This window comes from Kitasatospora sp. NPDC048662, assembly GCF_055587065.1.
In genome coordinates, this window is record NZ_JBVJHA010000011.1 from 179,170 (window position 1) to 196,084 (window position 16,915).

Genomic DNA, 16,915 nt, shown 5'->3' on the forward strand with positions numbered 1-16,915 from the left:
AACCGTGGGGGGCACACCGCACGCCGGGTGCCCCCCACGTCCATGCCCGAGCCCAGCCAGCCGCCCCCTGCCGTCGGAGGACTCACGTGTACAAGCTGCTGTTCAACCTGCTGTTCAAGAAGATGGACCCGGAAAAGGCCCACCACCTGGCGTTCTTCTGGATCCGGCTCGCGCACTCGGTGCCCGGCCTGCGCTCGTTGGTGCGGGCCGTGCTCGCCCCGCGCGACCCCAGGCTGCGCACCACCGCGCTCGGCCTGGACCTGCCCGGCCCGTTCGGCCTCGGCGCCGGCTTCGACAAGAACGGCATCGGCATCGACGGCCTGTCGATGCTCGGCTTCGACTACGTCGAGATCGGCACCGTCACCGGCGAGCCCCAGCCCGGCAACCCGGCGCCGCGCCTGTTCCGCCTGGTCGAGGACCGGGCGCTGATCAACCGGATGGGCTTCAACAACCAGGGCTCCGCCCGGGTCGCCGCCCGCCTGGCCGGCCGCCCGCACACCAGCAACACCCCGGTGATCGGCATCAACATCGGCAAGACCAAGGTCGTCCCCGAGGACGAGGCGACCGCTGACTACCTGAAGAGCGCCAAGGCGCTTGCCCCGTACGCCGACTACCTGGTCGTCAACGTCTCCTCCCCGAACACCCCCGGGCTGCGCAACCTGCAGGCCGTGCAGGTGCTCGGCCCGCTGCTGTGGGACGTCCGCAAGGCCGCCGACGAGGTCACCACCCACCACGTGCCGCTGCTGGTGAAGATCGCCCCCGACCTCGCCGACGAGGACATCGACGAGATCGCCGACATGGCGCTGCACCTCGGCCTGGACGGCATCATCGCCACCAACACCACCATCGGCCGCGAGGGCCTGAAGACCCCCGCCGCGCGGATCGAGGAGATCGGCATGGGCGGCCTGTCCGGCGCCCCGCTCAAGGCCCGCTCGCTGGAGGTGCTGGAGCGGCTGCGGCGACGCACCGAGGGCCGCCTGGCGATCGTCTCGGTCGGCGGCATCGAGACCGCCGAGGACGCCTGGCAGCGCATCCTGGCCGGCGCCGACCTGGTCCAGGGCTACTCCGCGTTCATCTACGAGGGCCCGTTCTGGATGCGCAAGGTCCACAAGGGCCTGTCCGCGCGCCTGCGCGCCGCCGGCTACGCATCGATCGGCGAAGCGGTCGGCAAGGGCATCCGCTAGGGCCTGTCCGCCCGGCGACCACATTCTCAGGACGAGGAAAGACACCGATGACTGACACCACGCCGTTCGGCACCCGCCTGCGGACCGCCCTCGACACCCGCGGCCAGCTCTGCGTCGGCATCGACCCGCACGGCTCGCTGCTCACCGCCTGGGGGCTGAACGACGACCTCGCGGGTTTGGAGAGCTTCTCCCGCACGGTGGTTGAGGCGCTGGCCGACCGGGTCGCCGTGCTGAAGCCGCAGTCGGCGTTCTTCGAGCGCTTCGGCAGCCGCGGCATCGCGGTGCTGGAGCGCACCGTCGCGGAGGCCCGGGAGGCCGGCGCGCTGGTGCTGATGGACGCCAAGCGGGGCGACATCGGCTCCACCATGGCCGCCTACGCGGAGACCTTCCTGTCGCCGGACAGCCCGCTGTTCTCCGACGCGCTCACCGTCAGCCCGTACCTGGGCTTCGGCTCGCTCCAGCCGGCGGTCGAGCTGGCGCACCGGAACGGCTGCGGCCTGTTCGCGCTGGCACTGACCTCCAACCCGGAGGGCCACGAGGTGCAGCGTGCCATCGGCGCGGACGGCGAGAGCGTCGCGCAGGCCGTGCTGCGGCGGCTCGCGGCGGAGAACTCCGGTGCGGCGCCGCTGGGTTCGTTCGGCGCGGTGGTCGGCGCGACGCTCGCCGACGCGGGCGTGGACCTGGCGATCAACGGCCCGCTGCTGGCCCCCGGCGTGGGCGCGCAGGGCGCCACCGCGCAGGACCTGCCGCGGGTGTTCGGCGACCAGGTGCGCAACGTGGTGCCCAGCGTGAGCCGCGATGTGCTGAAGCACGGACCGTCGGTGGCGGCACTGCGACAGGCCGCGCAGGTGTTCGTCGATGATGTGAGGGCCGTCACAAACGCCTGACCCAGGGGTGGCCAACTCGGCTGATTTGCCCGGAAAAGTCCCGGGTCGGCCCCTGCTGACCTGGACTTTTCGTGTTCTTTTCCTGACGCGGCGGCCCAAGTTGGGTAGTGTCCGGCGGTAGGACGCCAGTTGGCGGTGGTTCCGGCCACCGTCGCAGGTCAGAGCCTGTGGCGTCCGGGCACAACCCAGTCATGGCTCATCCCTTCCATCCACACCTGAGGTGAACGGCGTGGCTCTTCCGCCCCTTACTCCCGAACAGCGCACCGCCGCGCTCGCCAAGGCCGCCGAGGCTCGCCGGAAGCGTGCCGACGTCAAGAACCGGCTGAAGCACTCGGGCGCCTCGCTGCACGACGTCATCAAGGCCGGCAAGTCCGACGACGAGGTCATCGGCAAGATGAAGGTCTCCGCGCTGCTGGAGTCCCTGCCGGGTGTCGGCAAGGTCCGCGCCAAGCAGATCATGGAGCGCCTCGGCATCTCCGAGAGCCGTCGTGTGCGGGGTCTCGGTACGAACCAGATCGCTTCCCTGGAGCGGGAGTTCGGCGGCGCCGCCTCCTGAACAGAGGCCGGTGTCGGCGGAACCTCCGCGATCCGGGATAATCGGTACATGAGTGAGCGTCCGCGGCTGACCGTGCTCTCCGGCCCCTCCGGGGTCGGCAAGAGCACGGTCGTCGCTCATATGAGGAAGCAGTTCCCCGAGGTCTGGCTGTCGGTGTCGGCAACGACCCGCCACCCGCGCCCGGGTGAGCGCGACGGAGTGCAGTACCACTTCGTCGACAACGAGCAGTTCGACAAGCTGGTCGCCAACGGCGAACTGCTGGAGTGGGCGGTGTTCGCCGGCAACCGGTACGGGACCCCTCGCCAGGCGGTCACCGACAAGCTCGACAAGGGCGAGCCGGTGCTGCTGGAGATCGACCTCCAGGGCGCCCGGCAGGTCAAGGAGTCGATGCCCGAGGCCCAGTTGGTCTTCCTGGCCCCGCCGAGCTGGGACGAGCTGGTGCGCCGGCTCACCGGCCGCGGCACCGAGTCGCAGGACGTCATCGACGAGCGGCTGGCAGCGGCCCGGGTCGAGCTCGCCGCCGAGGCGGAGTTCGACACGACGCTTGTCAACACCTCCGTCGAGCAGGTAGCGGCCGAACTGCTAGCCTTGCTCGGTGTAGCCTGACCGGATCGGCTGCATCCAGCCAATCCATGAAAACCACTTCGGAAGGTTCAGCGTGTCCTCTTCGATGACCGCGCCCGAGGGCATCATCAACCCGCCGATCGACGAGCTGCTCGAGGCCACCGACTCCAAGTACAGCCTGGTGATCTACGCGGCCAAGCGTGCCCGCCAGATCAACGCGTACTACTCCCAGCTCGGCGAGGGCCTGCTCGAGTACGTCGGCCCGCTGGTCGACACCCACGTGCACGAGAAGCCGCTGTCGATCGCGCTCCGCGAGATCAACGCCGGCCTGCTCACCGCCGAGGCGGTCGAGGGCGCCTGAGCCCCCAGCTGTCCGTTCGAGGGCCCGTCCGATGCCATGCGCATCGGGCGGGCCCTCGGCATGTGGGCGCGTGCGCGCGGGGAGGTGTGCGCGGTGACACGTCGCAGCGGCCCGGCGGCGGGTCGTAAGGTGGGCGGGTTGACCCGTCGTTAGGAGAATCGACCGCCATGACCGCGCCCCGTGTCGTCCTCGGTGTCAGCGGCGGGATCGCCGCGTACAAGGCCTGCGAACTGCTGCGCCGGTTCACCGAGTCCGGGCACCAGGTGCAGGTGGTGCCGACCGCCGCCGCGCTGCACTTCGTCGGTGAGGCGACCTGGGCGGCGCTGTCCGGGCGGCCCGCCGCCACCGAGACCTGGGAGCGGGTGCACGAAGTCCCGCACGTGCGGATCGGGCAGCAGGCCGACCTGGTGGTGGTCGCCCCCGCCACCGCCGACCTGCTCGCCAAGGCCGCGCACGGCCTCGCCGACGACCTGCTCACCAACACCCTGCTGACCGCCCGCTGCCCGGTGGTGTTCGCGCCCGCGATGCACACCGAGATGTGGGAGCACCCCGCCACCCAGGAGAACGTGGCCACGCTGCGCCGGCGCGGCGCGATCGTCATCGAGCCCGCCGTGGGCCGGCTGACCGGCGTGGACACCGGCAAGGGCCGGCTGCCCGACCCGGGTGAGATCTTCGCCGCCTGCCGGCGCGTGCTGGCCCGCGGCCCGCTGGAGCAGGACCTGACGGGCCGGCACGTGGTGGTCTCCGCGGGCGGCACCCGGGAGCCGCTGGACCCGGTGCGCTTCCTCGGCAACCGCTCGTCCGGCAAGCAGGGTTACGCGCTGGCCGCCACCGCCGCCGCCCGCGGCGCCAAGGTCACCCTGATCGCCGCGAACACCGCGCTGCCCGACCCGGCCGGGGTGGACGTGGTCCGGGCCGGCACCGCGCTCCAGCTGCGCGACGCGGTGCTGAAGGCCGCGACCGGGGCGGACGTGGTGGTGATGGCCGCCGCGGTCGCCGACTTCCGGCCCGCCGAGTACGCCACCGGCAAGATCAAGAAGGTGGAGGGGGTCGAGCCCGCGCCGATCGTGCTGGTCCGCAACCCCGACATCCTGGCGGAGATCTCCGCCGACCGGGCCCGCCCCGGACAGCTGGTGGTCGGCTTCGCCGCCGAGACCGACGAGGTGCTCGCCCACGGCCGCGCCAAGCTCGCCCGCAAGGGCTGCGACCTGCTGGTGGTCAACGAGGTCGGCGACGGCAAGGCGTTCGGCCAGGACACCAACAGCGCGGTGCTGCTCGGCGCGGACGGCTCGGAGGTCCACATCGCGGACGGCCCGAAGGAGATGCTGGCCGACGCGATCTGGGACCAGGTCGCCGCCCGACTCGCCGACGGGGCCGCCCGATCCGCCGGTTGAGGTCCACAACGCCCCGAATCGTCCCGGCAGTTGGGACTTGATTCGGGTTGTTCCGGGAGTGTTTCCGCCGGTTTCACCCGCATGTGATCCACATCGCGGACATGTTCGAGCCGCACAGAGAGTGTCCGTGATCGGTAGCCGACCGTTACACTCCACAGCAGGAATCAAGTCTTTCCGGATGCCTCGGGACTTCCGAGCGCATTCAGTCAGCAGCCGCTGCAACCCCAGGGAGCGCTGTGTCTCGCCGCCTGTTCACCTCGGAGTCCGTCACCGAGGGCCACCCCGACAAGATCGCTGACCAGATCAGCGACACCATTCTGGACGCCCTCCTCAAGGACGACCCGACCTCCCGCGTCGCCGTGGAGACCCTGATCACCACCGGCCTGGTGCACATCGCCGGTGAGGTCACCACCAAGGCGTACGCGCCGATCGCCCAGCTCGTCCGCGAGAAGATCCTGGAGATCGGCTACGACTCGTCGAAGAAGGGCTTCGACGGCGCCTCCTGCGGCGTTTCGGTGTCCATCGGCTCGCAGTCCCCGGACATTGCGCAGGGCGTCGACACCGCCCACGAGCACCGGGTCGAGGGCGATGTCGAGGACGAGCTGGACCGGCAGGGCGCCGGCGACCAGGGCCTGATGTTCGGCTACGCCTGCGACGACACCCCCGAGCTGATGCCGCTGCCGATCACCCTCGCGCACCGGCTCTCCCGCCGCCTGACCGAGGTCCGCAAGAACGGGACCATCCCGTACCTGCGCCCCGACGGCAAGACCCAGGTCACCATCGAGTACGACGGCGACCGCGCCGTGAGCCTGGACACCGTCGTGGTCTCCTCGCAGCACGCCTCGGACATCGACCTGGAGTCGCTGCTCACCCCGGACATCCGCGAGTTCGTGGTCGAGCCGGAGCTCAAGGCGCTCGCCGACGAGGGCATCAAGCTGAACACCGAGGGCTACCGCCTGCTGGTCAACCCGACCGGCCGCTTCGAGATCGGCGGCCCGATGGGCGACGCCGGCCTCACCGGTCGCAAGATCATCATCGACACCTACGGCGGCATGGCCCGCCACGGTGGCGGCGCGTTCTCCGGCAAGGACCCGTCCAAGGTCGACCGCTCCGCCGCGTACGCGATGCGCTGGGTGGCGAAGAACATCGTGGCCGCCGGCCTCGCCCGCCGCGCCGAGGTGCAGGTCGCGTACGCGATCGGCAAGGCGGAGCCGGTCGGCCTGTTCGTGGAGACCTTCGGCACCGAGGCCGTTCCGGTGCAGAAGATCCAGGAAGCCGTCAGCAAGGTCTTCGACCTCCGCCCGGCCGCGATCATCCGCGACCTGGACCTGCTGCGCCCGATCTACGCCCAGACCGCCGCGTACGGCCACTTCGGCCGTGAGCTGCCGGACTTCACCTGGGAGCGGGCGGACCGGGTGGACGCGCTGAAGGCCGCTGTCGCCGGCTGAACGCTTTCTTGATCACGCCTGATCACGCGTGAATGCCCGATCTTGCCTGATTGCGCCGCCCGTCGAGGGGTCTTCCCTCGGCGGGCGGCGTCGTCGTTGTGTCGGGGGTGTCCGCTAGGTTTGGGGGCGTGAGCAGCGCGGACGGGGCCGGGGAGCAGTTGGCGTTCATCCGGGAGACGGTGCGCCGGGCGAAGCCCCGGGCTGCGCGCGGGGTCGTCCTGGCGGAGCGGAAGCCGGTGGCCCGGGTGCTGGTCGACAAGGGCGTGCTGAGCCTCGACCAGTACTTCGACTACGCGGTGCCCGAGGCGATGTCCGAGGACGCGCGGCCCGGCGTCCGGGTCCGGGTCCGCTTCGGCGGGCGGGTCGGTGCGCACGGGCGGCGCGAGGGCGGCGCGCTGCACGACGGGTTCATCGTCGAGCGGCGGGACGACTCCGACTATGCGGGCCCGCTGGCGCCGCTGGCACGGGTGCTCTCGCCGGAGGTGGTGCTGACGCCCCGGCTGCTGCGGCTGTGCCGGGCCGTCGCCGACCGCTACGCGGGGACGCTGGCGGACGTGCTGCAGCTGGCGATCCCGCCGCGGCACGCCGGGGCGGAGGGCGAGCCCTCGCCGCGGCCGCTGCCGCCGCCCGGGGCTGCGGCGGTGGGGAGTTGGGAGCGGTACGCGCACGGGGCGGACTTCCTGGCCTCGCTGGCGGGTGGGCATGCGCCGCGTGCGGTGTGGACGGCGCTGCCCGGGCCGGAGTGGCCGTTCGAGATCGCGCGGGCGGTGGCCGCCACGCTGTCCTCCGGGCGCGGCGCGCTGGTGGTGCTGCCGGACGGGCGTTCGGTGGCGCGGGTGGACGCCGCGCTGCGGGGGGTGCTGGGGGAGGGCCGGCATGCGGTGCTGGCCGCCGAGGCGGGGCCGCAGGAACGTTACCGGCGGTGGCTGTCGGTCAGCCGGGGCTCGGTGCACGCCGCGATCGGGACCCGGGCGGCGGTGTTCGCGCCCGTGCGCGATCTGGGCCTGGTGGTGGTGTGGTCGGACGGCGACAGCAGCCACAGCGATCCCAACGCGCCGTATCCGCACGTGCGGGAGGTGGCGTTGCTGCGCGCCGCGGAGGAGGGCGCGGCGATGCTGCTCGGCGGCGTCTCGATGACGGTCGAGGCCGCGCAGTTGGTGCGCAGCGGGTGGGCCCGGCCGCTGGCCGCGCCCCGTGAGGTGGTTCGGCAGGTCGCGCCCCGGGTGCGGACGGTGACCGAGCAGGACCAGGCGCGCGATGCGGCCGCGCAGGCCGCCCGGCTGCCCTCGGTGGCGTGGGAGACGGCGCGGGAGGCGCTGTCGCGCGGGCCGGTGCTGATTCAGGTCCCGCGACGGGGTTACGCGCCCCGGCTGGCGTGCGGGCGCTGCCGCGAGCCGGTGCGGTGTCGCGCGTGCGGGGGCCCGCTGGAGTCTCCGGCGGCGGACGCCGCGCTGGTGTGCGCGTGGTGCGGGACGGAGGAGAGCGACTGGCACTGCCTGGAATGCGGGTCGTTCCGGCTGCGGGCGCAGGTGGTGGGCGTGCGGCGGACGGCGGAGGAGCTCGGGAAAGCCTTCCCGCGGGTGCCGGTGCGCACGTCCGGGCGGGACGCCGTGCTGGCTTCGGTGCCTTCGTCGCCTGCGCTGGTGATCTCGACGCCGGGCGCGGAGCCGGTGGCGGAGGGGCCCGGGTACGCGGCGGCGCTGCTGCTGGACGGCTGGGCGCTGCTGAACCGTCCGGACCTGCGGGCCGGGGAGGAGACGGTGCGGCGGTGGCTGACGGCGGCGTCCCTGGTCCGCCCCGTGGGGGAGGGCGGGACGGTCGTGGTGGTCGCGGAGGCGGCGGCGCGGGCGGTGCAGGCGCTGGTGCGATGGGATCCCGCCGGGCACGCCGGGATGGAGCTCGACGAGCGGGAGGAGCTGCGGTTTCCGCCGGTGTCGCGGATGGCCTCGGTGACGGGGCCTGCGCAGGCGGTCGAGGACCTGTTGGGGCTGGTGCGGCTTCCGGACGGCGCGGACGTGCTCGGGCCGGTGCCAGTCTACGGGGGGCCGAAGGGGGAGACGGCGGAGCGGGCGCTGGTTCGGGTGGCGCCCGGGCAAGGCGCTGCGCTGGCTTCGGCGTTGAAGGCGGCGCAGATTGCTCGGCTGGCGCTGAGGGGGGCGGAGACGGTGCGGATTCGGGTGGATCCGACAGATATCGGCTGACGCGAGCGGAGGGGTGCGGGTTCAGGGGCGCGGGGAACTGCGCGACAAGCGCAAGGCCTGTCCGTAAGGTCGCGGAGGTCGCGATCAAGTGCAGGTCATTGTCCTGCGTCGCGATCTTGCGGTCGGGTGCGTTCCCCTGCGCGCAGTTCCCCGCGCCCCTGTTTTCGCGCCCAACCGCTCGCGCGAATCTCCCCGCGCCCCTGATTTCGCACCCAACCGCTCGCGCGAGCCCCTATCGGGTGCGCTGGGGCATCAAGGGGCTGGCCTGGCGGGCCTGGGGGATCGGGGGGCGGGGGGTGGGGGGTGCCGGAGGCGCCGTCTCGGTTTCGCGGGGGGTGGGGAGGAGTTCGGTGGTGGGGCGGCGGACGCCGTAGCGGCGGTGGACGGCCTGCTTGGTGACGCCGAGCGCGGAGCCGACGGAGTCCCAGGAGAAGCCGAGGGCGCGGTCGAACTCGACGGCGGCGGCGACCAGGGTTTCGACGCTTTCGCGCAGTTCCTGGGCGAGGCGGACGGTGGGGGCGGGGGCCCGGCCGTAGACCACGAAGCCGGCGGAGGTGCTGGGGCGGCGGGGGCGGTAGACGTTGCCCAGTTGGGCGGTGAGCGTGCGCAGGGCGTCGACCTGGCGTCGGACCCGTTCGATGTCCCGCACCAGCAGGTGCAGGGACGCCCTGGCCCGGGCGTCGTGGTTGATCTGCTCGGCCATGGCCTGGTTGCCACCTCTCGGTCGGGTCGCGTGCTCGGGGCGCTCGCGCGTCCCGGTCAATTCGCATTGACCAACGCACGTCGGGTCGTTGGGTCACGCCCGGAGTGCGAGTCGGCATTTGCCGGTGACCGCTCCGAACTGGTGACGGGGATTGCATAGACTTCCCCGTAGGTCGTTGTTCACTTCCCCGTTCCGGGTGCAGAGGGAGTCGCAGTCTTGGCAGTTCAGCCGATCCGGATCTTCGGTGACCCCGTGCTGCGGTCCACCGCGAAGCCGGTGGTCACCTTCGACAAGGAGCTGCGGAGGCTGGTGAAGGACCTCACGGACACCATGCTGGAGGCCCCCGGCGCGGGCCTCGCGGCGCCGCAACTGGGCGTCTCGTTGCGGGTGTTCACGTACAACGTGGACGGTGTGGTGGGGCATCTGATCAATCCGGACCTGTCGTTGACCGAGGAGGAGCAGGACGGCCCCGAGGGCTGCCTCTCGCTGCCCGGGCTGCGGTTCGACACCAAGCGGGCGTTCGGCGTGGTGGCGAAGGGCTTCAACATGTACGGGGACCAGGTGACGGTGGAGGGCACCGAGTTGCTGGCGCGGTGCATCCAGCACGAGACGGACCACCTGGACGGGATCATCTTCATCGACCGGCTGGACCGGGAGACCCGGAAGGCGGCGATGAAGGCGATCCGGGAGGCGGACTGGGGCGGGGCTCCGGCGCCGACGGTGAAGATCTCGCCGCATTCCACGTTCGGTGTCATTCGCTGACGAGTTTGGCGCCGCGCCTGAGCTCGGCGTCCACGAACCGCCCGTTCCCGACCTGAGTTTCGGTGGGATTGTCGGAGGGGCCGGTGAAGGCCCGGTCGAACGACGATCGTTTTCCGGCAATCCGATGTTCTGAGCAGCCGGTTTTCTGCTGATCAGTTGGACTTCAAGAAAGGCCCATGCCCGTGCGTCTCGTCTTCGCCGGCACCCCCGAGGTAGCCGTTCCCGCCCTGGACGCCCTGCTGGCCTCCCGGCACGAGGTGGTCGCCGTGGTGACCCGCCCCGACGCGCCGTCCGGGCGCGGGCGCAAGCTGGTGGCCAGCCCGGTCGCGCAGCGCGCCGAGGAGGCGGGCATCGAGGTGCTCAAGCCGGCCCGCCCGAGTGAGCCGGAGTTCATGGCCCGGCTGGCCGAGATCGCCCCCGACTGCTGCCCCGTGGTGGCGTACGGCGCGCTGATCCGCCCCGGTGCGCTGGAGATCCCGGTGCACGGCTGGGTGAACCTGCACTTCTCGCTGCTGCCCGCGTGGCGTGGCGCGGCCCCCGTCCAGCACTCGATCATGGCGGGCGACGAGGTGACCGGCGCGTCCACCTTCCGGATCCAGGAGGGCCTGGACGACGGCCCCGTGTTCGGCGTCCTGACCGAGACGGTGAAGCCCACCGACACCAGCGGCGACCTGCTCGGTCGGCTCGCCTACGCGGGCGCCGAACTGCTGGTGCGCACCATGGACGCCATCGAGGACGGCCAGGCCCGCCCCGAGCCGCAGCCCGTGGACGGGGTGTCGCTGGCGCCGAAGATCACCGTCGAGGACGCCCGGATCGAGTGGACCCACCCCGCGCTGCGGGTGGACCGGGTGGTGCGCGGCTGCGCGCCCGCGCCCGGCGCGTGGACCACGTTCCGCGGCGAGCGGCTCAAGGTGACCGGCCCCGTGCGCCTGCTGCCCGGTGAAGTCGCCCTCGCCCCCGGCGAGTTGGCCGTCAGCAAGAACAGTGTCCGGGTCGGCACCGGCAGCCACGAGGTGGAGCTCGGCGAGGTCCGCCCGCAGGGCAAGAAGGCGATGCCGGCCGCCGACTGGGCGCGCGGCGCGCGGATCGAGTCCGGCGAGCGCTTCGAGGGCTGAGGCCCGGCGGATGCCCGGGTTGGCCGGGTCTCGCCCTAGACTTCGGGGTGAGGCCCGGCCGCGCTGCCGGGCCGGACCTGATCCGCAGCACTTTGTTTCGAGGCACCCGTTGAGCACCCCCGCCGGCGCCAAGCGCGCCCCCCGTCCGCACCGCCGCCCCAAGAAGGACCCGGCCCGGATCGTCGCGTTTCGCGCCCTGCGCGCCGTTGACGAGCGCGACGCGTACGCCAACCTGATCCTGCCGTCGCTGCTGCGCGAGGCCGAACGCAAGGGCATGGAGCGCCGCGACGCCGCGCTCGCCACCGAACTGGTCTACGGCACGCTCCGCGGCCAGGGCACCTACGACGCGATCATCGCCGCCTGCGTGGACCGCCCGCTGCGTGAGGTCGACCCGCCGGTGCTGGACGTCCTCTCGCTCGGCGCGCACCAGCTGCTCGGCACCCGCATCCCCAGCCACGCCGCCGTCTCCGCGACCGTCGAACTCGCCCGCGTGGTGCTGGGCGACGGCCGCGCCAAGTTCGTCAACGCCGTGCTGCGCAAGATCAGCGCCCAGGACCTGGACGGCTGGGTCGCCCAGGTCGCCCCGCCGTACGAGGACGACGCCGAGGACCACCTCGCCGTCGTGCACTCGCACCCGCGCTGGGTGGTCTCCTCACTGTGGGACGCGCTCGGCCGCTGGCAGCCCGAGGACTCCGGCCGCTCCGCGATGGAACGCCTGCTGGAGGCCGACAACGCCCGCCCCGAGGTGACGTTGGTCGCCCGCCCCGGCCGCTCCGACGTCGCCGAACTGCGCGAGGCGCTGCCGGAGGCCGAGGACGGCCGCTGGTCCCCGTACGCACTGCGGCTCGCCGAGGGCGGCGACCCCGCCGGGCTGGACGCGGTCCGCGAGAACCGGGCCGGCGTCCAGGACGAAGGCAGCCAGCTGGTCGCCCTCGCGCTCGCCAACGCGCCCGTGGACGGCCCCGACCGGCTCTGGCTGGACGGCTGCGCGGGCCCCGGCGGCAAGGCCGCGCTGCTCGGCGCGCTGGCCGCTGCGCGGGGCGCTGCGCTGGTCGCCTCCGAGAAGCAGCCGCACCGCGCCCGGCTGGTCGCGCGTGCACTGAACGGCAACCCGGGGCCGTACGCGGTCATCACCGCTGACGGGACCCAAGGGGCTTGGCAGCAGGGCGCGTTCGACCGCGTGCTGGTCGACGTGCCGTGCTCGGGCCTGGGCGCGCTGCGCCGCCGCCCCGAGGCGCGGTGGCGCCGGCGCCCCGAGGACATTGCCGGATTCGGGCCGCTGCAGCGGGAGTTGCTGCGGAGCGCGCTGGACGCGGTGCGGGTCGGCGGCGTGGTCGGCTACGCGACGTGCTCGCCGCACCTGGCCGAGACGCGCGCCGTGGTGGACGACGTGCTGCGCGGCCGGGAGGACGCGGAGTGGGTCGACGCCCGGCCGCTGCTGCCGGGAGTGCCGGCCCTGGGGGACGGGCCGGACGTCCAGTTGTGGCCGCACCTGCACGGGACGGACGCGATGTACCTGGCGCTGCTGCGGCGTACCGCCTGACGGCGCGCACCACCAGGGGCGCGTGGGGGTACCTCCCGGCCCGCCAGGGCTGGGGGAGAACCCCCGCGCCCCTGGTGGTGCACCTGCCTGCGTTTCGCGTCAGGCCTCGACGAGGGCCGTGAGGAGGCGTTGGAGGCCGCGTTCGAAGGTGGTGTCCGGGGCGGGCGGGGCGGCGCTCTGGGCGAGGGTGGCGGCGAGGTGCGGGTACTGGCCGGTGGCGGTGGCGGCCTGGAGGTAGCGGACCAGGTCGGCGAGCCAGCGGTGGTCGGAGGCCGTGGAGCGCTGTTGCCAGTCGGTGAACTGGCAGACGTAGCCCGTCAGTTGGGAGAACGCCTCCATCTTCGCGGTGCCGTTGAGCGGGGTGTCGGCGAGTGCGGCGAGGTGGTATTCGGTGACTCGCAGGCCGTTCGGGCCGAGGCCGGGGCGGTGGGCGATCAGGGTGGTGGCCCAGGTGTGCCGGGCCAGGATCGTCCGCAACTGGTGGGCGAGCAGGGTGAGATCGGCCCGCCAGTCGCCGGTGGGCTCGGGGAGGTCGTACTCGCCGGCCAGCAGGTCCAGCATCAGGTCGAACAGATGCTCCTTCTTCGGCACGTAGTTGTACAACGACATGGTGCCGGCGCCGAGTTCGGCCGCGATCCGGCGCATGGTCACCGCGTCCAGGCCCTCGCGGTCGGCGATGCCCACCGCCGCCCGGGCGATCGAGGTCCGGCTGTGTGCCGGACGCGGCCCGCGGCCGGAGTGCTCCGGGCGCAGCCAGATCAGCTCGGGTTCCTCGTCGGACGGCATGGTTGGATCACCTCGGCGGTCAGTCTACGCAAGTGACGAACGCATTCCCCTGCGGGCAGCAGGGGCGGCGTCCTACCGTGGGGCCCGCCGAATGGCAGAACGTCAGAAGAGGGGCTGGGCATGGACATTCCGCTGGTGGATGCGGTGGCGGCGGTGCGGGACGAGTTGCTGGCGGCGGCCCGCGCCGGGGGTGAGCACCCGGATCTGGTGTTCGCGGTGGGGCCGGTGGAGATGGAGTTCGAGGTGGAACTGCGGGCCGACACCAAGGCGAAGGGCGGTTTCAAGATCTTCGCGGTCGGCGCGGAGGTCGAGGCGGGCGCCTCCCGCGGCCGTACCCATCGGGTCTCCTTCACGCTCACCCCGCGTGCCGCGAACGGCGGCGACCTGCTGGTGCACGGCGACCCGGCCCGCCCGTCGGGCCCGGGCGACACCTCGGACCGCATCCTGGACTGACGCCCTGTTGGGGCATGGGGGATCCGCCGTTTTCCGGTGGATCCCCCTCCGCATGTCCATGGACCTTTGCTCCGTACGGTGTACCCAGTAGTGTGATGCGCAGCGCTACTACGTACGATGTACCGAGAAAGGGCCTGCCATGAGCGACCCGGTCATTGCCGTTCGCGGCCTGTGCAAGACCTTCGGCGCCACGCGCGCGCTGGACGGACTCGAACTCGACGTCCCGGAAGGGGCGGTGTGTGCTCTGCTCGGGCCCAATGGGGCGGGGAAGACCACCTTGGTGCGGATCCTGGCGACGCTGGTGCGGCCGGATCGGGGGGAGGCCCGGGTGTGCGGGCACGAGGTGCGGCGGGAGGCCGTGGCGGTGCGGCGGGCGATCGGTCTGGCCGGGCAGTATGCGGCGGTGGAGGAGGGGATCACCGGCCGGGAGAACCTCGAACTGCTCGGCAGGCTGCACCACTTGGGCGCGGCGAAGGCCCGGAGCCGGGCGGCGGAGCTGCTCACGGAGTTCGGGCTGGAGGAGGCCGCCGGCCGCCTGGTGCGCGGGTACTCGGGCGGGATGCGCCGTCGGCTGGATCTGGCGGCGAGCCTGATCACCCGGCCGCGGGTGCTGTTCCTGGACGAGCCGACCACCGGGCTCGACCCGCGCAGTCGGCGCGAAATCTGGTCGGCCGTACGGGAGTTGACCGCGCAGGGCTCCACCGTCCTGCTGACCACGCAGTACCTGGACGAGGCGGACCGGCTGGCCGATCGGGTCACCGTCCTGGACCGTGGCCGGGCCGTCGCCGACGACACCCCGCAGCGGCTCAAGGCCGCGATCGGCACGCTGGTCGAAGCCACCCTGCCCGAGGACGCCGATCTGGAACGGGCCCGCGCCGTGCTGGCCGTGCTGACCGGCGGCGTGCCCGCCGTGGACGCCGCGCAGTATCGGGTCAGCGCCGTCTCCGACCCGAACCGATCGCTTGTTCTGCCGTACCTGGTGCGGGAGTTGGACGCCGCCGGGGTGGTCGCCGTGGACGTGGCGGTGCGCACTCCCTCGCTGGACGACGCGTTCCTGGCGCTGACCGGCGCGGACCGGACGGAGGTTGCCGCATGAGCGCGATGACGATGCCCGTGGACGCCGCCGCCTCGGCGCGGCGGATCCTGCTGATCTACCGGCACTCGCCCGGCCTGCTGCTCTCCTCGCTGATGGTGCCGGTCGCCATGGTCGGGGTGTTCGGGTACGTGTTCGGCAGCGCGATGAACGTGCCCGGCGGCGGTTACCGCGAGTACCTGATGCCCGGCCTGTTCGCGATGGTCGCGGTGAACGCCGTGATGCCCGCCATGGTCGGCGGCGCGCGGGACGCCGGGCGGGGCGTCACCGACCGGCTGCGGTCGATGTCGGTGTCCCGGCTCGGCCTGCTCACCGGGCAGGCGCTGGCCGACCTGCTGGTGGCCGTCGTCGTCCTGGTGCCGACCGCGCTGGTCGGCCTGGCGGCGGGCTGGCGGATCCGGCACGGACTCGGCCCGGCGCTCGGCGCGTTCGGCCTGCTGCTGCTGTTCCGGTTCGCCTGCGGCTGGCTGGGCACCGCGCTGGGACTGGCCGTCGGCAAGGAGGAGACGGCCGGTCAACTCGCCGTCCTCACCATCCCGTTCTCGATGCTGACCAGCGCGTTCGTCCCCACCGGCGGGATGCCCGGATGGCTGGCCGCGGTCGCCGAGTGGAACCCGGTCAGCGCCGTGGTGGAGGCCGGCCGGCAGCTGTTCGGCAACCCGTCCGCGCCCGGCGGCGCCTGGCCCGCGCAGCACCCGGTGGCCGCCGCGCTCTGCTGGTGCGCGCTGCTGCTGGCGCTCGCGGTGCCGCTCGCCGTGCGGAACTTCGCGCGCGCCGGGCGCTGACGTAGCGTCAATCCCGATGAAGACGTCGGGTGCTGGACAATTCCGCCGGTGCGGCAGAGGGTTGGGGTCATGGAGTACACCCACCTCGGCCGCACCGGCCTGTCCGTCTCCCCGCTGTGCCTGGGCACCATGAACTTCGGCGTGCACACCGAAGAGACCGACGCGCACCGGATCATGGACGCCGCGCACGGGCACGGCATCAACTTCTTCGACACCGCCAACGTCTACGGCTGGGGCGAGAACAAGGGCCTCACCGAGACGATCATCGGCAACTGGTTCGCCAAGGGCGGCGGCCGGCGGGAGAAGACCGTGATCGCCACCAAGCTCTACGGCGACATGGGCGACTGGCCCAACGAGGGCCGGCTCTCCGCGCTCAACATCCGCCGCGCCGTGGACGCCAGCCTGCGTCGCCTGCAGACCGACCACATCGACCTGTACCAGATGCACCACATCGACCGGGCCACCCCCTGGGACGAGATCTGGCAGGCGATGGAGGTGCTCACCCAGCAGGGCAAGATCATCTACGTCGGTTCGTCCAACTTCGCCGGCTGGCACCTCGCCCAGGCCCAGGAGGCCGCCCGGGCCCGCCACTTCCTCGGCCTGACCAGCGAACAGTCGCTCTACAACCTGATCGAACGCAGCGTCGAGCTGGAGGTCGTCCCCGCCGCCCAGCACTACGGTCTCGGCCTGATCGCCTGGTCGCCGCTGCACGGCGGCCTGCTCGGTGGCGTGCTGCGCAAGGAACGCGAGGGCGTGCGCCGCACCCAGGGCCGGGCCGTTGACACCCTCAACGAGCGGCGCGAGCAGATCCAGGCGTACGAGGACCTGTGCGAGGAACTCGGCCACCAGCCCGGCGACGTCGCGCTCGCCTGGCTGCACAGCCGCCCGGCCGTCACGGCGCCGATCGTCGGCCCCCGCACCGAGGAGCAACTGGAGGCCGCCGTCCGGTCGTTGGACGTCGAGCTGGACGCCAAGACGCTGGAGCGGCTGGACGAGATCTTCCCCGGCTACCGCACCGCCCCCGAGCACTACGCCTGGTGAGCCGCCACCCCCGGGGGCCGGCTGCGCTCCCGGGGGCCA

At 72.6% G+C, this 16,915-nt stretch carries 17 protein-coding genes; 15 read left to right on the forward strand and 2 right to left on the reverse strand.

Annotated features, from left to right (window positions below; translation table 11 throughout):
- Nucleotides 1–86: 86 nt before the first annotated feature.
- The 8 genes from ACZ6R9_RS26400 (at nt 87) to ACZ6R9_RS26435 (ending at nt 8,595) form a co-directional block, all read left to right on the forward strand.
- Nucleotides 87–1,184, forward strand: coding sequence for a quinone-dependent dihydroorotate dehydrogenase (locus ACZ6R9_RS26400; protein ID WP_380488122.1), 1,098 nt, complete (start codon nt 87–89; stop codon nt 1,182–1,184).
- 47 nt (nt 1,185–1,231) lie between these two features.
- Nucleotides 1,232–2,071: an orotidine-5'-phosphate decarboxylase gene (pyrF, locus tag ACZ6R9_RS26405; RefSeq protein WP_380488124.1), complete on the forward strand. Its 840-nt coding sequence runs from the start codon at nt 1,232–1,234 to the stop codon at nt 2,069–2,071.
- Between the two features lie 229 nt (nt 2,072–2,300).
- On the forward strand, nt 2,301–2,627 hold the full coding sequence (mihF, locus tag ACZ6R9_RS26410) for an integration host factor, actinobacterial type (protein ID WP_030459182.1): 327 nt from the start codon (nt 2,301–2,303) through the stop codon (nt 2,625–2,627).
- Between the two features lie 48 nt (nt 2,628–2,675).
- The gene (gmk, locus tag ACZ6R9_RS26415) at nt 2,676–3,233 is read left to right on the forward strand and encodes a guanylate kinase (protein ID WP_380488127.1); all 558 of its coding nucleotides are present in this window, start codon (nt 2,676–2,678) and stop codon (nt 3,231–3,233) included.
- 52 nt (nt 3,234–3,285) lie between these two features.
- A complete protein-coding gene (gene rpoZ / locus ACZ6R9_RS26420) occupies nt 3,286–3,552 on the forward strand; it encodes a DNA-directed RNA polymerase subunit omega (protein ID WP_030459184.1) in 267 nt (88 codons plus the stop codon).
- A gap of 167 nt (nt 3,553–3,719) precedes the next feature.
- Nucleotides 3,720–4,946, forward strand: coding sequence for a bifunctional phosphopantothenoylcysteine decarboxylase/phosphopantothenate--cysteine ligase CoaBC (coaBC, locus tag ACZ6R9_RS26425; RefSeq protein WP_465540710.1), 1,227 nt, complete (start codon nt 3,720–3,722; stop codon nt 4,944–4,946).
- Nucleotides 4,947–5,182: 236 nt separating this feature from the next.
- Nucleotides 5,183–6,394, forward strand: a complete 1,212-nt coding sequence (metK, locus tag ACZ6R9_RS26430) for a methionine adenosyltransferase (RefSeq protein WP_465540712.1) — start codon at nt 5,183–5,185, stop codon at nt 6,392–6,394.
- 128 nt (nt 6,395–6,522) lie between these two features.
- Nucleotides 6,523–8,595, forward strand: a complete 2,073-nt coding sequence (locus ACZ6R9_RS26435) for a primosomal protein N' (RefSeq protein ID WP_465540713.1) — start codon at nt 6,523–6,525, stop codon at nt 8,593–8,595.
- Nucleotides 8,596–8,827: 232 nt separating this feature from the next.
- Here the strand turns inward: ACZ6R9_RS26435 and ACZ6R9_RS26440 are convergent, their stop codons facing one another.
- A complete protein-coding gene (locus ACZ6R9_RS26440; protein ID WP_073816791.1) occupies nt 8,828–9,298 on the reverse strand; it encodes a hypothetical protein in 471 nt (156 codons plus the stop codon).
- Between the two features lie 216 nt (nt 9,299–9,514).
- Here ACZ6R9_RS26440 and def point away from each other — a divergent pair, with 216 nt between their 5' ends.
- The 3 genes from def to ACZ6R9_RS26455 all read left to right on the forward strand — a co-directional run bounded on the left by def (nt 9,515) and on the right by ACZ6R9_RS26455 (nt 12,718).
- Entirely contained in the window at nt 9,515–10,060 is a 546-nt protein-coding gene (gene def, locus ACZ6R9_RS26445) for a peptide deformylase (protein ID WP_380488649.1), read from the forward strand.
- A 182-nt stretch (nt 10,061–10,242) separates the two neighbouring features.
- Nucleotides 10,243–11,175, forward strand: a complete 933-nt coding sequence (gene fmt, locus ACZ6R9_RS26450; RefSeq protein WP_465540749.1) for a methionyl-tRNA formyltransferase — start codon at nt 10,243–10,245, stop codon at nt 11,173–11,175.
- Nucleotides 11,176–11,284: 109 nt separating this feature from the next.
- Nucleotides 11,285–12,718: an RsmB/NOP family class I SAM-dependent RNA methyltransferase gene (locus tag ACZ6R9_RS26455; RefSeq protein ID WP_465540715.1), complete on the forward strand. Its 1,434-nt coding sequence runs from the start codon at nt 11,285–11,287 to the stop codon at nt 12,716–12,718.
- Nucleotides 12,719–12,817: 99 nt separating this feature from the next.
- Here ACZ6R9_RS26455 and ACZ6R9_RS26460 read toward each other — a convergent pair whose 3' ends face one another.
- A complete protein-coding gene (locus ACZ6R9_RS26460; protein WP_465540717.1) occupies nt 12,818–13,504 on the reverse strand; it encodes a TetR/AcrR family transcriptional regulator in 687 nt (228 codons plus the stop codon).
- A 120-nt stretch (nt 13,505–13,624) separates the two neighbouring features.
- Between ACZ6R9_RS26460 and ACZ6R9_RS26465 the strand changes: the two genes are divergently transcribed.
- The 4 genes from ACZ6R9_RS26465 to ACZ6R9_RS26480 all read left to right on the forward strand — a co-directional run bounded on the left by ACZ6R9_RS26465 (nt 13,625) and on the right by ACZ6R9_RS26480 (nt 16,876).
- Nucleotides 13,625–13,957 (forward strand): trypco2 family protein, encoded by a 333-nt coding sequence (locus ACZ6R9_RS26465; RefSeq protein WP_380488652.1) that lies wholly within the window; start codon nt 13,625–13,627, stop codon nt 13,955–13,957.
- A gap of 139 nt (nt 13,958–14,096) precedes the next feature.
- Nucleotides 14,097–15,053 carry an ATP-binding cassette domain-containing protein gene (locus tag ACZ6R9_RS26470; protein WP_465540719.1) on the forward strand — a complete coding sequence of 319 codons (957 nt, stop codon included), beginning with the start codon at nt 14,097–14,099 and terminating at the stop codon, nt 15,051–15,053.
- Complete coding sequence (locus ACZ6R9_RS26475) at nt 15,050–15,835, forward strand: ABC transporter permease (RefSeq protein ID WP_380488654.1); 786 nt, start codon at nt 15,050–15,052, stop codon at nt 15,833–15,835. The genes ACZ6R9_RS26470 and ACZ6R9_RS26475 overlap by 4 nt, the downstream gene beginning before the upstream one ends.
- 69 nt (nt 15,836–15,904) lie before the next feature.
- The gene (locus ACZ6R9_RS26480) at nt 15,905–16,876 is read left to right on the forward strand and encodes an aldo/keto reductase (RefSeq protein ID WP_465540721.1); all 972 of its coding nucleotides are present in this window, start codon (nt 15,905–15,907) and stop codon (nt 16,874–16,876) included.
- Nucleotides 16,877–16,915: the final 39 nt, after the last annotated feature.